Raw genomic sequence first — 20,709 nt, 5'->3', positions numbered from 1 at the left:
TCAAGAGGGTCATTATATTTCGCGGAATAACATCATTTGGTGACGAAATAACTAAGCACTTGTCTCCTGTTTACTCCCCTGAGCTTGAGGGGTTAACATGAAGGTCATCGATAGCAGGATAATAATACAGTAAAACGCTAAACCAATAATCCAAATCCAGCCATCCCAAATTGGTAGTGAATGATTATAAATAACAGCAAACAGTAATGGGCCAATAACACCGGTTGCATTGGTAAGGCTCACCAATAATCCCTGTAAAGCACCTTGCTGATGACTCTTTGTTTGGATAGACATCACTCCCTGTAATGCAGGTAAAGCGATCCCACCACCAGCCAATAAAATTAAAACAGGGAAAACTAACCAACCTTCAGATATAAACGCTAAAAAGGCAAATGCACTACTATCTGCAATAAATCCGAGCAGTACTGCCGTTTTTTCGCCCCATTTAGTGGCTATTCTTCCTGCCACAAAGGCTTGGAATACTGAGTGTAAAAGACCAAGACCCGCTAATGAAAAGCCAACCATCATGCTATTCCATCCAAAACGATTTTCGGTAAATAGCACCCACACCGTTGCGGGAATTTGGCCTATCAATTGCGCTGAAAAATAAATAATCAACAAAATGGGCATCGTTTTAAATAAAGTGATGTATACCGAATTCGATTGCGTCTCAACCCCTACTTCGGTATCTGTATTATCACGTGTATTTTTGGTTTCACGGAACCAAAACATAACCACAAGGAAAGCGACAATATTTAGCAACGCAGCGATAAAAAAGGGACTATGCGGTGAAATCTCTCCTGCAAAACCACCAATAATAGGCCCCGCTATTAAACCAAGCCCAAAACTTGCCCCTAACCAACCGAACCACTTCACGCGTTGAGAAGCTGAGGTGGTATCGGCAATGACCGATGCCGCGACAGCCCCAGTAGCTCCTGTGATCCCTGAAAGCAAACGGCCTAAATACAGCATCCAAAGCGCACTTGAAAAAGCCAGCAATAAGTAATCCAGCGATGCGCCTATTAATGACAACAACAGCACTGGGCGCCGACCAAATCGGTCAGACATTTTTCCAAGCCAAGGAGCAAAGATAACCTGCATTAACGCATAAAGTGCAAGCAATACGCCAAAGTGGTTAGCGATATCTTCCGAAGCAATAAATTCACGTAATAACGTTGGCAAGACTGGCATGATAAGGCCAATCCCCATGGCATCGAGTAACGTAATTACCAATGCGATCTTTGTCGAACTATTCATTTCACTTTTCTCTATTACTGATAGGGAGTGGTAAAATAACTCTATCAATGATAGAGTGTCAACAAAAATTAGGAATTAATGATGTCTAGATTAGATAAAAGTAAAGTGATTAACAGCGCATTAGAGCTGCTTAATGAGGTCGGAATCGAAGGTTTAACAACCCGTAAACTCGCCCAGAAGCTAGGTGTAGAGCAGCCTACATTGTATTGGCATGTAAAAAATAAGCGGGCTTTGCTCGACGCCTTAGCCATTGAGATGTTAGATAGGCACCATACTCACTTTTGCCCTTTAGAAGGGGAAAGCTGGCAAGATTTTTTACGTAATAACGCTAAAAGTTTTAGATGTGCTTTACTAAGTCATCGCGATGGAGCAAAAGTACATTTAGGTACACGGCCTACAGAAAAACAGTATGAAACTCTCGAAAATCAATTAGCCTTTTTATGCCAACAAGGTTTTTCACTAGAGAATGCATTATATGCACTCAGCGCTGTGGGGCATTTTACTTTAGGTTGCGTATTGGAAGATCAAGAGCATCAAGTCGCTAAAGAAGAAAGGGAAACACCTACTACTGATAGTATGCCGCCATTATTACGACAAGCTATCGAATTATTTGATCACCAAGGTGCAGAGCCAGCCTTCTTATTCGGCCTTGAATTGATCATATGCGGATTAGAAAAACAACTTAAATGTGAAAGTGGGTCTTAAAAGCAGCATAACCTTTTTCCGTGATGGTAACTTCACGGTAACCAAGATGTTGAGTTAACCACCCTTTAGATTCATAAAGCGAAAATAATGCGGCTCCAACGTACCCACCTAAATGGAAACGGCGTTCACTCCAATCTAAACACGCACAACAGATTTTACGTGAATGTTTGGAAGGAACGTCAATTCCCATTTCATGAAAATATTGAATACCACTTAATGTGATCATTGAACCATTTTCAGTGATCCATTGCTGTTGACAAAGGGAATCATAGATCTTAACGGCAACTTCGCCAGCTAAATGATCATAGCAAGTACGTGCTTTTCGTAAATGCACTGGCGTGGAAACTTTGGCATGTACGCCATGGTTTAAGGAGATCCCCATCATACTTTCCATCAATTCAGCAATATCTTTTCCTGCTAGCCGAAAATAACGATGCTTGCCTTGAGCTACTACTGTGATTAGCTGGCAATCTAATAATTTAGATAAATGACTGCTCGCCGTTGAAGCTGATATATTCGCCACAGAACTTAGCTCAGTGGCCGTCCAAGCTCGCCCATCCATCAAAGCACTGAGTATTTTAACTCGTGAAATGTCAGACATAGCCGCCCCTATCGCGGCTATTGAGGACTCAAAGGTAACCTCTTTTCGTATTAAATTAGCCATCGCAAGTTCACTTTATTGCCCAAGGGAGCGTAACAGATGCAGCCATACTATCATTGTCCGTTATTAATATCAGTTGGTTAGCATGGTCACTGTATTGCACTAAAATATTAATGTTATTCTCCGCCAATACTCGTGCTATTTCGCCAAGTTCCCCCGGTTTTTCCTGTTTTAACTTACGAATTAATGGTGTCCGGATCGCAAGTACTAACAGTCCAGCTTGCTCTAGCGCTATTTTAGCTTCCTTTCCTTGTTCAACAAGAAAATGAGCATGGCATTCATCACCAACCGTAAATATCCCTCCCCCTTCCAATCCAATACCTTTATTACCTAATGTTTTTCCTAGTAATGCTAATTGTCCTATTTGATTATCTAAAACAACGTGAACATCAAACATTATCCGATATGAACTTATCGGGGACTATTACTACCCCTGCTTAACCGCAGAAGAAAAACCTTTGCTTTCAAGGTACGGAAGAATGCGAGAGCGATATTTGAAAGAACACAAGCGAGTTTTATATTACACTCTGATGACAAGTGGAAAGTTATATGAACACCTTGCCGAGATTGACACTTCGGCTTGTGATATGGCTGAATATCTCATAAAGGAAATGGCAAGAAAGCAAGGCGTTACCGAGCAATTAAAGGCTGTGGATATGATGAGATGGATAGGATTGATGAACAATATCAGAGCTTGCGTAGATGAAATCGTATTAAACGATATTGTGTATTCATAACGGAATACTATCCGAAAGAGAACTGCTGTCAAGTGATGGCAGTTTTTCTTTTTCGGCAAGTGTTCAAGAAGTTATTAAGTCGGGAGTGCAGTCGAAGTGGGCAAGTTGAAAAATTCACAAAAATGTGGTATAATATCTTTGTTCATTAGAGCGATAAACTTGAATTTGAGAGGGAAATTAGATGGTATTTGAAAAAATTGATAAAAATAGTTGGAACAGAAAAGAGTATTTTGACCACTACTTTGCAAGTGTACCTTGTACATACAGCATGACCGTTAAAGTGGATATCACACAAATAAAGGAAAAGGGAATGAAACTATATCCTGCAATGCTTTATTATATTGCAATGATTGTAAACCGCCATTCAGAGTTTAGGACGGCAATCAATCAAGATGGTGAATTGGGGATATATGATGAGATGATACCAAGCTATACAATATTTCACAATGATACTGAAACATTTTCCAGCCTTTGGACTGAGTGTAAGTCTGACTTTAAATCATTTTTAGCAGATTATGAAAGTGATACGCAACGGTATGGAAACAATCATAGAATGGAAGGAAAGCCAAATGCTCCGGAAAACATTTTTAATGTATCTATGATACCGTGGTCAACCTTCGATGGCTTTAATCTGAATTTGCAGAAAGGATATGATTATTTGATTCCTATTTTTACTATGGGGAAATATTATAAAGAAGATAACAAAATTATACTTCCTTTGGCAATTCAAGTTCATCACGCAGTATGTGACGGATTTCACATTTGCCGTTTTGTAAACGAATTGCAGGAATTGATAAATAGTTAACTTCAGGTTTGTCTGTAACTAAAAACAAGTATTTAAGCAAAAACATCGTAGAAATACGGTGTTTTTTGTTACCCTAAAATCTACAATTTTATACATAACCACAGGTTAGTACAAAGACCTTGTGTTTCTTTTTGAAAGGCTTAAAACAAGGATTTTTCCTTGATTTAAGCCTTTCAAAAAGAAACACAACCAAGGTTTTAGTATCAATCTGTGGTTTTTATATTTTCAGAGAAAAGGAGAACAAGAAAAAATGAAACTAAATGAAAACGAAATGAATTTCAGCGTACCTCTTGAAATCATCAAGGCAAGTGAAATCGAGCCGAAAGAAGTAAAGTGGCTGTGGTATCCGTATATTCCGTTTGGCAAAGTTACGCTATTCAATGTAGTCGTCATCCAGATGGTAGATTAGTAAAACAGATGGTGTTACAAGCGATTGCTCGGTTGGCTGAGGGTGACTCCCCGATATTACATTCAGACCAAGGTATTCAGTATCAAATGGCAAGTTATCAACAGTTATTAGCTGAGCATCATATTGTGCAGAGTATGTCGAGGAAAGGCAATTGTTTAGATAATGCCGCGATGGAGAGTTTCTTTGGTCGGATGAAAGTAGAATGTTTTTATGGCAAAACTTTCGAAAGCATTGAAGAACTTGAATCTGTTATCAAAGAATATGTTCGTTATTACAATGAGGAAAGAATACAATTAAAATTAAATGGACTGAGCCCTGTTCAATACAGAATTCAGTCCTTAAAATAACAGTCTAACTTTTCGGGGTCAGATCAGAAGCCGTCGTTGGTGGCTTTATTGTTGCAATTGTTCTGTTAATTATTGATAAAACATCAGGTTATTCGTTTACTTTTGATGCTTCATTGCAAAGTTTATTAATGCTCACATTCTTTTCCTCTATCGGGCTAAGTTCTGACTTTTCTCGACTGATTAAAGGAGGAAAGCCGTTAGTTCTATTAACTATTGCAGTAACGATCCTAATCGCCATTCAAAATACTGTCGGCATGAGTATGGCTGTCATGATGAATGAAAGTCCATTTATTGGCTTAATTGCAGGTTCAATTACTCTAACAGGTGGTCATGGTAATGCCGGAGCATGGGGCCCTATTCTCGCTGATAAATATGGTGTAACAGGCGCCGTTGAATTAGCGATGGCTTGTGCAACACTTGGATTAGTGTTGGGTGGTTTAGTTGGCGGCCCTGTTGCCCGTCATCTTTTGAAAAAGGTCTCTATTCCTAAAACAACCGAGCAAGAGCGCGACACTATCGTTGAAGCTTTTGAGCAACCAAGCGTCAAAAGAAAAATCAATGCAAATAACGTTATTGAAACCATTTCAATGCTGATTATCTGTATTGTTGTTGGTGGCTATATCAGTGCATTGTTTAAAGATACTTTTCTGCAACTGCCTACTTTTGTCTGGTGTTTATTTGTCGGTATTATTATCCGTAATACACTGACTCATGTATTTAAACACGAAGTGTTTGAGCCGACCGTCGATGTATTAGGTAGCGTTGCTTTATCGCTTTTCTTGGCAATGGCGTTAATGTCATTAAAATTTGGTCAATTGGCAAGCATGGCAGGGCCAGTATTAATTATCATTGCTGTACAAACTGTTGTCATGGTGCTATTTGCCTGCTTTGTCACCTTCAAAATGATGGGCAAAGATTATGATGCTGTCGTGATCAGCGCGGGTCACTGTGGCTTTGGTATGGGAGCAACACCAACAGCAATTGCGAATATGCAAACAGTCACAAAAGCATTTGGACCATCACATAAAGCTTTCCTTGTCGTTCCTATGGTCGGTGCCTTTATTGTTGATATTTCAAACAGTATCTTAATTAAAATATTTATTGAAATTGGTACATACTTTACCTAATAGCTACACACTACTCGGCGTACTTCTCCTAACAATTTATTATAGGGCAGTATGCCGAGCCGCTTTCTTACCCCGTATATTCCCCTAGTCAATCTATTTAGCTTGCACGTTTACGAATTAATTCTCGTGACAACTAAACCAAAATTTGAATTATGACGAGTATATCTGATTATTTATACTTTATTCGTTAGAATAGTCCGTAGAAATAAATAATCAGTAGGCTACATGGAATGAAATTAAGACATCTCGATATCTTTTATGCTGTAATGACTTGTGGTTCCTTAACGCGTGCGGCTGAAGTTTTACATATTTCTCAACCCGCGGCGAGTAAAGCACTCAAACATGCTGAGCACTGAGAGATCCCCTCATAATTTCCCCAAAGCGTAACCATGTGTGAATAGATTTTGAGTAAGCAGGGTTGCAGCCACGAGTGAGTCTTCCCTTGTTATTGTGTAGCCAGAATGCCGCAAAACTTCCATGCCTAAGCGAACTGTTGAGAGTACGTTTCGATTTCTGACTGTGTTAGCCTGGAAGTGCTTGTCCCAACCTTGTTTCTGAGCATGAACGCCCGCAAGCCAACATGTTAGTTGAAGCATCAGGGCGATTAGCAGCATGATATCAAAACGCTCTGAGCTGCTCGTTCGGCTATGGCGTAGGCCTAGTCCGTAGGCAGGACTTTTCAAGTCTCGGAAGGTTTCTTCAATCTGCATTCGCTTCGAATAGATATTAACAAGTTGTTTGGGTGTTCGAATTTCAACAGGTAAGTTAGTTGCTAGAATCCATGGCTCCTTTGCCGACGCTGAGTAGATTTTAGGTGACGGGTGGTGACAATGAGTCCGTGTCGAGCGCTGATTTTTTCGGCCTTTAGAGCGAGATTTATACAATAGAATTTGGCATGAGATTGGATTGCTTTTAGTCAGCCTCTTATAGCCTAAAGTCTTTGAGTGACTAGATGACATATCATGTAAGTTGCTGATAGGTTTCCAGTTTTCCGCTCCTAGGTCTGCATATTGTACTTTTCCTCTTACTCGACTTAACCAGTACCAACCCAGCTTCTCAACGGATTTATACCATGGCACTTTAAAGCCAGCATCACTGACAATGAGCGGTGTGGTGTTACTCGGTAGAATGCTCGCAAGGTCGGCTAGAAATTGGTCATGAGCTTTCTTTGAACATTGCTCTGAAAGCGGGAACGCTTTCTCATAAAGAGTAACAGAACGACCGTGTAGTGCGACTGAAGCTCGCAATACCATAAGCCGTTTTTGCTCACGGATATCAGACCAGTCAACAAGTACAATGGGCATCGTATTGCCCGAACAGATAAAGCTAGCATGCCAACGGTATACAGCGAGTCGCTCTTTGTGGAGGTGACGATTACCTAACAATCGGTCGATTCGTTTGATGTTATGTTTTGTTCTCGCTTTGGTTGGCAGGTTACGGCCAAGTTCGGTAAGAGTGAGAGTTTTACAGTCAAGTAAGGCGTGGCAAGCCAACGTTAAGCTGTTGAGTCGTTTTAAGTGTAATTCGGGGCAGAATTGGTAAAGAGAGTCGTGTAAAATATCGAGTTCGCACATTTTGTTGTCTGATTATTGATTTTTGGCGAAACCATTTGATCATATGACAAGATGTGTATCTACCTTAACTTAATGATTTTGATAAAAATCATTAGGGGATTCATCAGAGCACAACAGCGTTATGAAGCAGTGAAAACTAAAACACCGCAGATTACTTATCGTGGATATATGCTGAATGTTGGTGGTAAATCTGGCGATATTACATTAACTGCCGATTTAGATAAAAATCTAGTAGAAGGCAGAATTACAAACAGAACTGTAAATCCAGCACAGGATGGTCGAGATTTATTATTAAAACATGGTCGAATCAGTATAGATGCTTTTGGAAGCGGGATTCATTTTGGAAGCACCACTGGGAAAGCTATCATTCCTGTAGGGAATAATCCAGATAATTTGCCATTTAGAGATGCTAATTTTAGCGGTACTTTTGCAGGTAAAAATATGGAAGAAGTCGTAGGTACAATATCTGGTTTGCCAAATGAAGCAAATTCAGTATTTGGTGGTACACAGGTAACAAAATAGATAAGGAATAAATTATGAAACAGAAAACATTTTTCCAATTAAGTACAATTACTTTAGCATGTGCAGCATTAATGGCGTGTAGTTCATCTTCCAGTGATTCTCCGGCTAAACCAAGTTCAGAAGCACAATTACAGCAACAGTTAGATAATGCTAAAACAAAATTAGCCAAAGTAAAACAGCAATTATCCGTAGCTCAAGCAGATGTTAATCAACATCAACAATCATTAACTCAAACCTCGCAACAATTAACCGAAACTAAACAGCAATTAACTAAAGCGCAAAGTGATGTTAAACAGCTTGCGAATACAGTGAGCGCTAAAAAGGCAGAAGTGAGCCGTTTAACTCAAGAAATGGCAGAATTGGTAGAGGTACAAAAATTAGGAAACAGCAATGATATTCAGCAAAAACTTTCGCAAACCCAACAAGCATTGGTGAAAGCGAACAGTTCTTTGTCTGAAGCCCAAAACCAATTAACTAATGCCGAAAAGCAGTCTGCTTCCCTGAAGCAAACTGTTGCTGAGTTAGAGAGTAAAAAGAAATCGTTATCTACGCAAATTACCCAAAAACAGACACAGTTAAGCCAATTAACCGCACAAGTAAAAGCGGCAGAACAAGCATTAGATAAAGAAAAATCTCAACTTAAACAACTGACCCCAGATAATCCTATTGTTGAGGCACACACTGAAGAGAATTATATGGGAGATAAATATAAATGGCGTAGTATTAAATTTAACGAATATGGTGGTATAGAACAATTAATACCATTAGATAATATGACAGGTTTTGGGATCACTAATACAGTTGATATCCTTTTACCTGCACGTAATTCAGTAGGTGGTGAGGATACAGTAATCCGAGAGATTCCTTCTGAAGATATTGACTTTTCTAAATATCCAGTAAATCCGCAACAAATTCAAAGTGATGAGCAGTTTGCACAAGCATGTGCTTCTAAAGTCGCTTGTAACTCAACGGTTAAGCGTAAAATTGTGGAAGCACGTTTTGTTAACCAAACCTACTCTACTTATTTTATGCATACTGCTATGAAATATAATTCTAGTGATGATAAATATTATCCTACGTCTCCAAAAAGGGGGTATATATTTAAAGAATTACCGCAGGATAATAATGTATGGGCTAGACCATCTGGCCAAGAGATTGTTACTTACCGAGGTAAAGTGCTTGGTTATTTCAATGAATCTCGAAAATACACTCCAGCGCAAGGTGATATAACGTTAAAGGCTAATTTTGCAGACAATACGGTGTCTGGCACAGTAACTAATCGTAGTGGTTATAAGAATAATCAGGATATAGTCTTACTACAAACGCCAATATCAGAACAACCAACTAATAAGATAGGTTTTTCAGGTAGAATACAGTATGGTCCATATGATGCTAATAGGGGCACAGATGGTGAATATAAGGGTGTTTTTGTTGGCCCGAAAGCTGAAGAAGTAGTCGGGTTTATTAGCGATGACATCAGACCGGGCGATGAGACGCAAGTTTTTGGTGCTTCGTCCAAATAATCCTTTTGTATTCCCTGCTAGGCTTATGCTTAGCAGGGCTTTTTATTGTTTAGATTGAGAACGATTTATTATGCCTAATTTAGTAAAAAAAACAGCAAAGTTTGCCTTTTCTCCTATGGTAGTAGGGTTATTTCCGTTTATTTTTATAACAAATAGTTTAGCTGCTCCTGTTACTTCCCCGACAACCGTTATTGATGTTAAGACTGAGCCAAAAGAATATATTAATGTGGCACAACCGGATTTACGTTCTACGCCAAAAGTGCAACCAAAAGAGACAGCTACGAAACAAGATGACAGCCGTGAAATTACAGATGAAGAGTTGCAACAACGCCCTGAACTTGCACGTAGGTTATTAAATTATGTTATTGATACACAACGTTGGCATTTATTGCCTGATCTTTTAGAGATTTATAAGAAAACTCGTGATCCTGATCCTATTCTCATTGATTATGCTCAAGCGACACTTTATCGTGTACAAGGTAATTTAACAGGAGCCATTAGCTTATATCGCCATATTTTGGCAGACAATCCAAACTTTGGACCTGTTCGTTTCGCATTAGCACAAGCCTTATTCGAGGATTATCAAACAGAAGCAGCAGAAGATCAATTTAATAAATTACGAGCAAGCTCAAACCTTCCGCCAGAGATTATGGCTGTTTCTGAGCAATATTTAATGGCAATTAAGCAACAGTCAGCGTGGTCGTTTAGTGGCTCTTTATCTTATTTACAAGATGATAATGTGAATAATGCAGCAAAAGATAAAGTGGTTTATATTGGTAATGTACCTTTCCAAAAAAGTGAAGAATCTTTGCCACAATCAGCCCATGGTTTGCAATATAGTATCAATTTGAGCAAAAAATTTAATTTAATTGGTCGTCATTCTCTTTATTTAGAAAATAATTTGTATGGAAAAAGTTTTTGGGATAACCACGAATATGACGATATTCTGAACCGTACTACAGTGGGTTATCAATATCAGGATATAAAGAATCGTTTTGCTATTCTTCCTTTCTATGCTTATCGCTGGTTCGGTGGTGAGAAATATAGCCGTAATTATGGTACTCGTTTTGAGTATGAACGTTGGTTATCACCAAAATGGCAAACCAGTTCAGCCATTGAATTAAGTAAAACGAAATATAAAGAAAATAGTGATGCGGATAGTAATAGCCAACTTTATTCTACAACCTTACTTCACTTATTTAATGCGAAAACCTATTTTTATGGGGGAGTAGATTATCAACGTGAAAAAGCTCAAAATCGAATGTTTTCTTCCGATCGAATGGGATTTCGTTTGGGGTGGGGACAAGAATGGAAATGGGGACTTTCTACCCGTTTACAATTTGGCATAGAACATCGTAACTTTAAAGAAAAGAACCTATTTTTTAATAAAGTTCGTAAAGATAAAGAATATAATAGTGTCTTTACTATATGGAATCGTGAATGGCATTTATGGGGAATTACTCCAAAACTTAATTTGAGTTGGATGAGAGTAGATAGTAATATTCCAGCACTGTATAGTTATGATAAAAATAGAGTTTTTTTAAATTTTGAGAAAACATTCTAATCGTCATTGTATTGCTTTACTTATACGAAATTAAATAGGTTTTATTTTTTCTTCAAAATATCAGCTGACGTAAATCGTTGGCTGATTTTTTTATCTGCTGAATTTAGTTAGGGTAGAGGTAAAATAGATTTATAGATAGATGAAAAATAAAGGCGTAATACTACGCCTTTATCAGAAGATAGGATTAAAGTTTAAAATCCTCAAAGTCATCAACATCAACTTTAGAGTCAATCTGACCAACAAGATAGGAGCTAACTTCCACTTCTTGTGGAGCAACTTGTACATTATCGGATACCAACCACGCATTAATCCATGGAATTGGATTGGAACGAGTAGTAAATGGTAATGGCAAACCAACCGCCTGCATACGAATATTAGTAATATATTCTACATATTGGCACAAAATATCTTTATTTAATCCGATCATTGAACCATCTTTAAAGAGATAATTTGCCCAATCTTTTTCTTGTTCAGCAGCGGCAACGAAAAGATCATAGGCTTCTTGTTGACATTCTTCTGCAATTTCTGCCATTTCTGGATCATCTTGACCTGCAGCCATAATATTTAGAATATGTTGTGTTCCAGTGAGATGAAGAGCTTCATCACGTGCTATAAATTTGATAATTTTTGCATTGCCTTCCATCAGTTTACGTTCTGCAAAGGCAAAAGAACAGGCAAAAGAAACATAAAAACGAATAGCTTCCAATGCATTGACACTCATTAAACAAAGGTAGAGCTGACGTTTTAAATTTCGTAATGTCACTTGATATTCTTTACCGTCAACTGTATAACTCCCTTCACCATAAAGGGAATAGAGCTGTGAATCACGAATTAGATCATCATAATAAGCTGAAATATCTCTTGCTCGTTTAATGATTTCCTGATTCGTAACAATATCATCAAATACAATCGAAGGATCATTCACAATATTGCGGATAATATGTGTATAGGAACGAGAATGAATGGTTTCTGAGAACGTCCAAGTTTCTATCCAAGTTTCTAATTCGGGAATAGATACCAACGGCAACAAAGCTACATTTGGACTTCGACCTTGAATTGAGTCGAGCAGTGTTTGATATTTTAAATTACTGATAAAAATATGTTTTTCGTGTTCCGGTAAAGACTGATAGTCAATACGATCTTGAGAAACATCCACCTCTTCCGGACGCCAGAAAAAAGAGAGTTGTTTCTCAATAAGTTTTTCAAAAGTTTCATATTTTTGTTGATCGTAACGTGCCACATTTACGTTTTGTCCGAAAAACATCGGCTCTTTAAGTTGATCGTTTTTATGTTGTGAGAAGGTGGTATAAGCCATTTTATTTTCCTCGACTAGATATTAGTAAGAAAAAGGTCAGAGCGACTGACCTTTTTATTAGAATTAAATCTTACAAGCACCGCCGGCACAGCCATCATCAAGATCTTCTTGACTGTCTTCGGCACCGTCACGTGTATTTTGATAATAAAGCGTTTTTACACCATATTTATACGCTGTCAACAAATCTTTTAACAACACTTTCATAGGCACTTTGCCGTCTTCAAAGCGTTGCGGATCATAATTGGTATTAGCCGAAATGGATTGGTCGATAAATTTTTGCATAATCGCAACTAAATGCAAGTAACCATCGTTATTCGGAATATCCCAAAGCAATTCATAATTTTCACTTAAATTTTCATAATCCGGCACGACTTGACGCAAAATACCGTCTTTCGATGCTTTAATGCTGACAAAGCCACGTGGCGGTTCAATACCATTGGTTGCATTAGAGATTTGTGAAGAGGTTTCTGACGGCATTAATGCGGTTAAGGTTGAGTTACGCAAGCTAAATTCCTGAATCTCTTTGCGTAAACTTTCCCAGTCATAATGCAGTGGTTCTTTGGTTAAACTATCGACATCTTTTTTGTAGGTATCGATCGGCAAAATACCTTTGGCATAAGTTGTTTCATCAAAGAATTTACAAGGTCCGAACTCTTTTGCTAGTTGATTTGATGCTTTCAATAAATAGTATTGAATAGCTTCAAAGGTGCGGTGAGTTAAATCATTGGCAGAACCATCTGAATAACGCACACCGTTTTTGGCTAAATAATAGGCATAATTTATTACGCCGATACCTAACGCACGACGACCCATTGCCCCAATTTCAGCTGCTTTCACTGGATAGTTTTGATAATCCAATAAAGCATCCAATGCACGCACTGCCAAATCAGCTAAATCTTCCAATTCATCCAAATTGTTTAATGCACCAAGATTGAATGCAGAAAGGGTACAAAGCGCAATTTCACCGTTTTCATCGTGAATATGTTGTAACGGTTTTGTCGGTAATGCAATTTCTAAGCAAAGGTTAGATTGACGTACTGGTGCAACTGACGGATCGAATGGGGAGTGAGTATTACAATGATCTACATTTTGGATGTAAATACGACCAGTTGATGCACGTTCCTGCATTAATAACGAGAACAGTTCGATAGCTTTAACCGAACGTTTACGAATATTCGGATCCTGTTCATATTTTACATAAAGCTGTTCAAATTTTTCCTGATCGGCGAAGAAAGCTGCATAAAGCCCCGGCACATCAGATGGGCTGAAGAGTGTAATATCTGCGCCTTTAATTAAACGTTGATACATCAGTTTATTTAACTGCACACCGTAATCCATATGACGAACGCGATTGTCCTCAACGCCACGGTTATTCTTTAATACTAATAAACTTTCAACTTCTAAGTGCCAAATTGGGTAATAAACCGTTGCAGCACCACCGCGAACACCACCTTGAGAGCAAGATTTCACCGCTGTTTGGAAGTGTTTATAAAATGGAATACAACCAGTGTGGAACGCTTCTCCATTACGGATTGGGCTACCTAATGCTCGAATAGCTCCGGCATTTACGCCAATTCCGGCACGTTGTGAAACATATTTCACAATAGCGGCAGAAGTTGCATTAATTGAATCTAGACTATCATCACATTCAATTAATACACAGGAGCTGAATTGACGAGTTGGGGTACGAACACCCGCCATAATTGGTGTTGGTAATGAAATTTTAAAAGTGGAAGTCGCATCGTAAAAACGGCGAATATAATTTAAACGAGTTTCTTTTGGATATTGTGCAAATAAGGAAGCTGCAACCAAAATATATAAAAATTGTGCAGATTCATAGATTTCACCGGTTACACGATTTTGGACGAGATATTTCCCTTCCAACTGTTTGACTGCCGCATAAGAGAAAGTCATATCGCGCCAATGGTCGAGATAAGTGTCCATTTCATCCCACTCTTCGCGAGAATAATCAACCAAAAGTGACGCATCGTATTTTCCCATACGCACTAAACGTTTTACCTGTTCATAAAGGCGAGGTGGCTCAAAATGACCGAAAGCTTTTTTACGTAAATGGAAAATAGCTAAACGAGCAGCAAGGTACTGATAGTCTGGAGTATCTTTACTAATTAAATCTGCAGCAGATTTAATGATTGTTTCGTGAATATCGGAAGTTTTAATGCCTTCATAAAACTGAATATGTGAACGCAATTCTACTTGCGAAACAGAAACATTATTTAAACCTTCTGCTGCCCAAGTAATTACACGATGGATTTTATCCAAATTGATAGGCTCTAAACGCCCATCACGTTTAGTTACTCGAAGTGATTTATTCATTAATAAAGATCCCTAACACAATATGTTGTATTTTAAAAAAATTTTTCGTCAATATAATGTGTTTCGAGAAAAACTCAAGCAGAAAAATTTGTGGAAATGAGAGATCTGCAATTGACAAAAACTAACTTATTTAAAAATAAAGAATTTCTCAATTTGCTTTTGAATCCATTCGCACAAAAAGAAAACATTGCACAAAATAAGTACAATAATCTATTTAATTCCTATTAAAATCAATGAGATATTGCTGCTTTTAACAATAATCCTATTGCTTTAAATCGATTTGATAAACCGACTAAAACCAAAGAAAACATATCAGAAGAAAATACACTGCACGCACCTGATACGCCGGAAACTACCGCTGATTTAATGGATAAATCATTAAATTTGGCTTTTACATAGTTACTATGATAGTTACTAAAATCTTTGGTCAGAACCGATTTAATACGAAAGGTTGCGAGGGGTAAAACAACCGAAAAGCCCTGTTATTACTGGATTTATAAAGGTTTTTTGATGAGATATGAACGGTTGTGAAAGGTAAGATGGTGCGACCGGGTGGACTCGAACCACTGACCCCCACCATGTCAAGGTGATGCTCTAACCAACTGAGCTACGGTCGCATATGAAAACGAGGGCTATTATAGAGGGTAAAAAGAGAATTGCAAAAGATTTTTTAATGGAAAGAAATCAATCGCTTAAAAAGATAGCATTTTTATCAAAAAGTTTAGATTTGAATTGTTATAAATCATATTTTTTAAATTTGTCTTCTTTAGAAGAAATAGTAAGTAGTCAAAAATCCATCAATTTTGATCTTTTTAATGAAAACTTTCATTTATTTAATATTTATATGTATTGGAAAAAGAAATTATATATTTATAATCAAGTTTTCATTTTTATGAAAAACTATATAAAAATCTTAATGAAAAATATCTTATCTATTCAATTCTTTATTTGAGATTCTATATACTTCACCACTTTTTTTAATATCTAATAAAATTTATGCTATTACACTCTATTCTTCGATTTAAATATACTAAAGTTGCATTTTTTGTTTCATCTATTTTGGCAAGTGCGGTGGCAAACGCTTCTCGAGTTCGTGCGGATATTGATTATCAATATTTCCGTGATTTTGCAGAAAATAAAGGGCAATTTACAGTTGGTGCAAGTAATATTCCTATTTTTAATAAAAATAATGAAAAAATTGGGATAATGATGCAAGGAATACCTATGCCTGACTTAAACATCGCTAACAAAAATGGTGGATTTGCCTCATTAATTGATAATGCTTTTGTAAGTAGTGTTCAACATAATAGAGGATATGGCAGTGTCCAATTTGGTGATCAGGATAATAAACCTGATTCTCATACTTTTGATTATTTACTGACTAGCAGGAATGAAATGACATCAGGAGAAAATGGATACTTAAAAAAACCTAGAGCATACGAAACAGATTATCACGTTCCGCGCTTGCATAAGTTAGTAACAGAAGTTGCGCCTATATCGGTAACAGATGCTTTTATTGAAAATAATGATAAAGAAAATTATAACACTTATGGCATTAATGGTAGCGGACGTTTTTTAAGTTATGTCCGTGTAGGAAGTGGAGATCAATCTGTTTATGATCTAGTAGAAAATAAGATTACAAACATAACTGATGCTTATAATTTTCTAACAGGTGGTGGAATACTAGGTGTTCATTCAGTACAAGGGCATACATTATGGTCAAAAGGAAACAAATTACCGGATAACACTTGGGTACAGGATTCAAGAAGCTTATTTGGAACTGATTATGGAGTAATGCCAACGTGGGGAGATGCTGGAGATAGCGGTTCACCATTACTGGGTTATGATTCTAAGTTAAAGAAATGGGTGGCTATTGGTGTATTAATTGGTGGAACACAACCGCCTAATGCACCATATATCACTGTTTTTAACATACATTACCCAAGTTATATTAAATTGGTTAAGGATAAGTTTACTGCTGGCATTGTTCAAAATAATACAAATACAGAATGGGAGTGGGAGGTAGATGATAATGACAAATCAACAAGCCATATTCATTCTGAGCAGGCATCATTAAAAGTGAATTTATATAATGAATCTTTATCCGCCAATGATAGTCACCAATCTCGTCCATCAATTGATTATGGACAAGATGTAATTTTTAATGGTGATACTGATGGAAAATTAATCCTAAACCAAGATATTAATCAAGGAGCGGGAGCACTTTATTTTAATACCAATTTTACAGTTGCACCAAAAGAAGATCAAACTTGGCTTGGTGGTGGTATTTCCATAGCCGAAGGGAAGTATGTTGTATGGAAAGTGAAAAATCCAGAAAATGACCGTTTATCAAAAATTGGTGCTGGAATGCTTTATGTAAATGGTAAAGGCAAGAATTTAGGGGATATCAGTATCGGTGATGGCACTGTTATTTTTAATCAGCGTGAAGATGAGAATGGGCTAAAACAGGCATTCAATAAAGTAGGCATCACTAGTGGGCGACCAATTTTAACTTTAAATAGTGAGGATCAAATTAATCCTGATAATCTTTATTTTGGTTTTCGTGGTGGGCGTCTAGATTTAAATGGAAATAGCTTAACTATGCAATATATTCGCCATAGTGATTCTGGGGCACAGATTGTTAACCATAATACTAACATAGGTGCAACATTAACACTTACAGGAACAGAACCTTTCACTGCTGATCAGATACAATGGGGACAACACGGAGAAAAAGGTAAAGATCTGTATGAATATAAAAATCAATGGGCTGCTGGCAGAACAGATTATTTTGTGTTAGTTGGTGATGAACCTTGGAGATACTATCCAACCAATCAAGATAGTTCAAAAAATTGGAAGTTTATCAGCAGTGATAAAGCAACAGCTATGCAATTTATTGTTGATAGTAAAAATACATCAACAGAATTTCGTTATAAAACTTTTGAAGGAACTTTAGGAGAAACTGATTTTAACAAAGGTAGTAATGGAGCATTAGATGTTATTTATCGCCCCAAAATAGCTAATTCAACACTTTTACTTAATGGAACAATAAATTTGAATGGTAATTTAGAGGTTGAAGAGGGCAATGTTATTATTTCTGGGCGTCCAGTTCCACACGCAAGAGACATTAATAATAAAGAAGTGATATTGGATAATGAGTGGATAAATACATCTCATACTGCGTCTGCAATGATAGTTAAAAACAGTGCTACTTTAACGATTGGTCGTAATGTTAGTGAGGTAAATACGATCTTTTCAGTAACTGACAAAGCTGTTTTAAATTTAGGATATCGGACAGGGCAGGATGTTTGTTATCGTTCAAACTATAGCGGTAATACACAATGCGATAAACCAAATTATTCTCAAGAGGTTCTAAATACTATTCCTCAAACATTAGTGAAAGGACATATTATTCTAGACAATGAAAGTACAGCTAATTTAAGTAATGTAATATTTCAAGGAAGGGCTATTGCTAAAGCAGGAACACATATAAATCTTTTTTCCAATAGTCTGTGGGAATTAACACAAAACAGTCAAGTAGGTTATTTAACTTTAGAGGATAATGCTCATATTGTACTAAAAAGCCGTCGTAATGGTTATACTAATTTAATTGTTCAAAATGATCTCAATGGGCAAGGTGTCTTAGATTTTAATACAAACATAGGTTCCTCATTAGGAAATAAATTAATAGTTAACGGAGCACTGCGAGGATCTTTAACTTTATTAGTTAAAGATCAAGCAGAAACATTATCTACAACAGACTCACTTACACTAATTCAGTTTAATCCAAATGAAGAAAATAATTTCACATTTATTTTGCAAAATAGTGAAAATGGTGAACCTTATGTTGATGCTGGAGCTTGGCGTTATAAAGCTAAAAAGAATTTAGATGCCATTGTTTTAACAAATCCTTATGTTAATCCGGATGCTCCGGAAAATATAAAAGAGAGAATAAAAGAAAAAGCAGCAGAATTACAAGCAAAACAAGCTGAACAAGAGCGCTTAGCGAAAGAGCAAGCAGAACAAGAACGTTTAGCGAAAGAACGAGCTGAACAAGAACGTTTAGCGAAAGAGCAAGCTGAACAAGAACGTTTAGCGAAAGAACGAGCTGAACAAGAACGTTTAGCGAAAGAACGAGCTGAACAAGAACGTTTAGCGAAAGAACGAGCTGAACAAGAACGTTTAGCGCAAGAGCGAGCAGAACAAGAACGTTTAGCAAAAGAGCGAGCAGAACAAGAACGTTTAGCAAAAGAGCGAGCAGAACAAGAACGTTTAGCAAAAGAGCAAGCTGAACAAGAGCGCTTAGCGAAAGAGCAAGCTGAACAAGAACGTTTAGCGAAAGAGCAAGCAGAACAAGAACGTTTAGCGAAAGAACGAGCTGAACAAGAGCGCTTAGCGAAAGAACGAGCTGAACAAGAACGTTTAGCAAAAGAACGAGCTGAACAAGAACGTTTAGCGAAAGAACAAGCAGAGCAAGAACGTTTAGCGAAAGAGCAAGCAGAACAAGAACGTTTAGCGAAAGAACGAGCTGAACAAGAGCGTTTAGCGAAAGAACAAGCAGAGCAAGAACGTTTAGCGAAAGAGCAAGCTGAACAAGAACGTTTAGCGAAAGAACGGGCTGAACAAGAACGTTTAGCAAAAGAACGAGCTGAACAAGAACGTTTAGCGAAAGAACAAGCTGAACAAGAACGTTTAGCGAAAGAACAAGCTGAACAAGAGCGTTTAGCGAAAGAACGAGCAGAACAAGAACGTTTAGCGAAAAAGCAAGCAGCAAACATTAGTTCTACTGCGAATATGATGCTTTCTGAATTTGCAGCAGAAGTTAATATTAATTTGCAGTTTGCAAGATTATTGAATCAACAACTTGCAACAAAAAATGATAAAACAACAATATGGACTAATTTTGCCCAACAAAAAACCAGGCATTTTTCAGATAATTACCGAGCTTATCAACAAAATTTAAATATTAATGAAATCGGTATCCAAAGTTTAATTAATGATAAAGGGCAGAGTGTTGGTGCGATTTTCTCGAATGCTTATGCGACTAACTATTTATCTGATAATGCGACAAGTACGACAAAAGTAAACCAAGTGACCTTATATTTAAAGCAACAATTGACACCTAAGAGTTTTGTTACTATGGATATTAGTTATGGGCGTTCTCATAATGAACTGAAATTAAAAAAACAGAATGAACATTTTCATCGTCAAATGTATAGTATTGGTTTAGGCTTTGGTCAATCTTTTTCATTATTCGGCATTGAATTACAAACATTATTAGGAATGAGGAATTATCATTATAATAATGTAAGTTATCAGTTTAATGGTATTAATATAAATACTAAGGATTTGAATTTATTAAATTATTATTCTGAATTAACAATAGCAAAAATGTGGAGAACTGAGGATATAGAGTTTAAACCATTAATATCACTTCATTATGATAATTTTGCGCAAAGAGAGCTTAACGATAAAATGAATATTGATAATATCAGTTTGAAACAAGATTTTGGCGAAAGTGTATATTATGAGACCGGAATCGATATTAATTTTTACCAAAAGTGGCAGATTTCTTCTCGTTTAGGTGTAGGGAAAGGAAATAATTCACGAAAAGCAAAAAATGCAGAAATTAAACTGTCCTATTTATTCTAATAAATAACAATAATATGTGCCTATCTTGCAAAAGAAAAGGCACATTTTTATTTATGTTTAGGAAAAAATAAAATTCTTAGTATGTATTAGTTGATATGTATATTTTTTTATGGATAATACTCATTGTTTTAATCAATGGGAGAAAAAAATGACCTTCAAAAAATTAATTATTACCAA

Annotated in this window: 14 protein-coding genes, 1 tRNA gene and 2 pseudogenes; 10 read left to right on the top strand and 7 right to left on the bottom strand. The window is 36.9% G+C overall.

Annotated elements, in window-relative coordinates:
- Positions 1-51: 51 nt before the first annotated feature.
- Positions 52-1,257, bottom strand: a complete 1,206-nt coding sequence (tet(B), locus tag ACXPAV_RS04760) for a tetracycline efflux MFS transporter Tet(B) (protein ID WP_001089068.1) — start codon at positions 1,255-1,257, stop codon at positions 52-54.
- 81 nt (positions 1,258-1,338) lie between these two features.
- On the opposite strand from tet(B), the gene tetR(B) reads away from it, so the two are divergent.
- A complete protein-coding gene (gene tetR(B), locus ACXPAV_RS04755) occupies positions 1,339-1,962 on the top strand; it encodes a tetracycline resistance transcriptional repressor TetR(B) (RefSeq protein WP_000088605.1) in 624 nt (207 codons plus the stop codon).
- Here tetR(B) and ACXPAV_RS04750 read toward each other — a convergent pair.
- Positions 1,940-2,563 carry an ArsR/SmtB family transcription factor gene (locus ACXPAV_RS04750; protein WP_425332587.1) on the bottom strand — a complete coding sequence of 208 codons (624 nt, stop codon included), beginning with the start codon at positions 2,561-2,563 and terminating at the stop codon, positions 1,940-1,942. The two genes, tetR(B) and ACXPAV_RS04750, sit on opposite strands and share 23 nt — an antisense overlap.
- A gap of 70 nt (positions 2,564-2,633) precedes the next feature.
- Positions 2,634-3,020 carry a hypothetical protein gene (locus ACXPAV_RS04745; protein WP_000460651.1) on the bottom strand — a complete coding sequence of 129 codons (387 nt, stop codon included), beginning with the start codon at positions 3,018-3,020 and terminating at the stop codon, positions 2,634-2,636.
- Between ACXPAV_RS04745 and ACXPAV_RS04740 the strand changes: the two genes are divergently transcribed.
- The 5 genes and pseudogenes from ACXPAV_RS04740 to ACXPAV_RS04720 all read left to right on the top strand — a co-directional run bounded on the left by ACXPAV_RS04740 (position 3,019) and on the right by ACXPAV_RS04720 (position 6,404).
- A complete protein-coding gene (locus tag ACXPAV_RS04740; protein ID WP_065189288.1) occupies positions 3,019-3,360 on the top strand; it encodes a TnpV protein in 342 nt (113 codons plus the stop codon). The genes ACXPAV_RS04745 and ACXPAV_RS04740 overlap by 2 nt on opposite strands.
- A 181-nt stretch (positions 3,361-3,541) precedes the next feature.
- Positions 3,542-4,165, top strand: coding sequence for a type A-11 chloramphenicol O-acetyltransferase CatP (locus ACXPAV_RS04735; RefSeq protein WP_002570989.1), 624 nt, complete (start codon positions 3,542-3,544; stop codon positions 4,163-4,165).
- Between the two features lie 372 nt (positions 4,166-4,537).
- Positions 4,538-4,921 (top strand): annotated as a pseudogene (locus tag ACXPAV_RS04730) (transposase); the annotation flags it as partial.
- A 38-nt stretch (positions 4,922-4,959) separates the two neighbouring features.
- Positions 4,960-6,048: pseudogene (gene gltS / locus ACXPAV_RS04725) on the top strand (sodium/glutamate symporter); the annotation flags it as partial.
- 230 nt (positions 6,049-6,278) lie between these two features.
- Entirely contained in the window at positions 6,279-6,404 is a 126-nt protein-coding gene (locus ACXPAV_RS04720) for a LysR family transcriptional regulator (RefSeq protein WP_001303004.1), read from the top strand.
- A gap of 9 nt (positions 6,405-6,413) precedes the next feature.
- Here the strand turns inward: ACXPAV_RS04720 and ACXPAV_RS04715 are convergent, their stop codons facing one another.
- A complete protein-coding gene (locus tag ACXPAV_RS04715; protein ID WP_021112574.1) occupies positions 6,414-7,622 on the bottom strand; it encodes an IS4-like element ISVsa5 family transposase in 1,209 nt (402 codons plus the stop codon).
- A 129-nt stretch (positions 7,623-7,751) separates the two neighbouring features.
- On the opposite strand from ACXPAV_RS04715, the gene ACXPAV_RS04710 reads away from it, so the two are divergent.
- The 3 genes from ACXPAV_RS04710 (at position 7,752) to ACXPAV_RS04700 (ending at position 11,231) form a co-directional block, all read left to right on the top strand.
- Complete coding sequence (locus ACXPAV_RS04710) at positions 7,752-8,144, top strand: hypothetical protein (RefSeq protein ID WP_458004204.1); 393 nt, start codon at positions 7,752-7,754, stop codon at positions 8,142-8,144.
- A 14-nt stretch (positions 8,145-8,158) separates the two neighbouring features.
- A complete protein-coding gene (locus ACXPAV_RS04705; protein ID WP_458004203.1) occupies positions 8,159-9,667 on the top strand; it encodes a factor H binding protein domain-containing protein in 1,509 nt (502 codons plus the stop codon).
- Between the two features lie 70 nt (positions 9,668-9,737).
- Positions 9,738-11,231, top strand: a complete 1,494-nt coding sequence (locus ACXPAV_RS04700) for a surface lipoprotein assembly modifier (RefSeq protein ID WP_458004202.1) — start codon at positions 9,738-9,740, stop codon at positions 11,229-11,231.
- Positions 11,232-11,415: 184 nt separating this feature from the next.
- Here the strand turns inward: ACXPAV_RS04700 and nrdB are convergent, their stop codons facing one another.
- The 3 genes from nrdB to ACXPAV_RS04685 form a co-directional block, all read right to left on the bottom strand.
- Positions 11,416-12,546, bottom strand: a complete 1,131-nt coding sequence (gene nrdB, locus ACXPAV_RS04695) for a class Ia ribonucleoside-diphosphate reductase subunit beta (protein WP_065231711.1) — start codon at positions 12,544-12,546, stop codon at positions 11,416-11,418.
- Positions 12,547-12,609: 63 nt separating this feature from the next.
- The gene (gene nrdA, locus ACXPAV_RS04690) at positions 12,610-14,880 is read right to left on the bottom strand and encodes a class 1a ribonucleoside-diphosphate reductase subunit alpha (protein ID WP_458004201.1); all 2,271 of its coding nucleotides are present in this window, start codon (positions 14,878-14,880) and stop codon (positions 12,610-12,612) included.
- A gap of 540 nt (positions 14,881-15,420) precedes the next feature.
- Positions 15,421-15,497 (bottom strand) — tRNA-Val (locus tag ACXPAV_RS04685).
- A 379-nt stretch (positions 15,498-15,876) separates the two neighbouring features.
- Here ACXPAV_RS04685 and ACXPAV_RS04680 point away from each other — a divergent pair.
- On the top strand, positions 15,877-20,532 hold the full coding sequence (locus tag ACXPAV_RS04680; RefSeq protein ID WP_458004200.1) for a S6 family peptidase: 4,656 nt from the start codon (positions 15,877-15,879) through the stop codon (positions 20,530-20,532).
- The last annotated feature ends 177 nt before the right edge of the window (positions 20,533-20,709 follow it).

Source organism: Gallibacterium sp. ZY190522 (assembly GCF_054166015.1).
Note: the sequence above shows the minus strand (reverse complement) of the source record. Positions and strands in the feature narration are given on the sequence as shown.

What these genes read in the sequence shown, in the direction of transcription:
- ACXPAV_RS04750 (WP_425332587.1), bottom strand. Translation starts at nt 2,563, where the DNA reads ATGTCTGACATTTCACGAGTTAAAATACTCAGTGCTTTGATGGATGGG.
- ACXPAV_RS04745 (WP_000460651.1), bottom strand. Translation starts at nt 3,020, where the DNA reads ATGTTTGATGTTCACGTTGTTTTAGATAATCAAATAGGACAATTAGCA.
- ACXPAV_RS04735 (WP_002570989.1), top strand. Translation starts at nt 3,542, where the DNA reads ATGGTATTTGAAAAAATTGATAAAAATAGTTGGAACAGAAAAGAGTAT.
- ACXPAV_RS04720 (WP_001303004.1), top strand. Translation starts at nt 6,279, where the DNA reads ATGAAATTAAGACATCTCGATATCTTTTATGCTGTAATGACTTGTGGT.
- ACXPAV_RS04715 (WP_021112574.1), bottom strand. Translation starts at nt 7,622, where the DNA reads ATGTGCGAACTCGATATTTTACACGACTCTCTTTACCAATTCTGCCCC.
- ACXPAV_RS04705 (WP_458004203.1), top strand. Translation starts at nt 8,159, where the DNA reads ATGAAACAGAAAACATTTTTCCAATTAAGTACAATTACTTTAGCATGT.
- ACXPAV_RS04700 (WP_458004202.1), top strand. Translation starts at nt 9,738, where the DNA reads ATGCCTAATTTAGTAAAAAAAACAGCAAAGTTTGCCTTTTCTCCTATG.
- nrdB (WP_065231711.1), bottom strand. Translation starts at nt 12,546, where the DNA reads ATGGCTTATACCACCTTCTCACAACATAAAAACGATCAACTTAAAGAG.
- nrdA (WP_458004201.1), bottom strand. Translation starts at nt 14,880, where the DNA reads ATGAATAAATCACTTCGAGTAACTAAACGTGATGGGCGTTTAGAGCCT.
- ACXPAV_RS04680 (WP_458004200.1), top strand. Translation starts at nt 15,877, where the DNA reads ATGCTATTACACTCTATTCTTCGATTTAAATATACTAAAGTTGCATTT.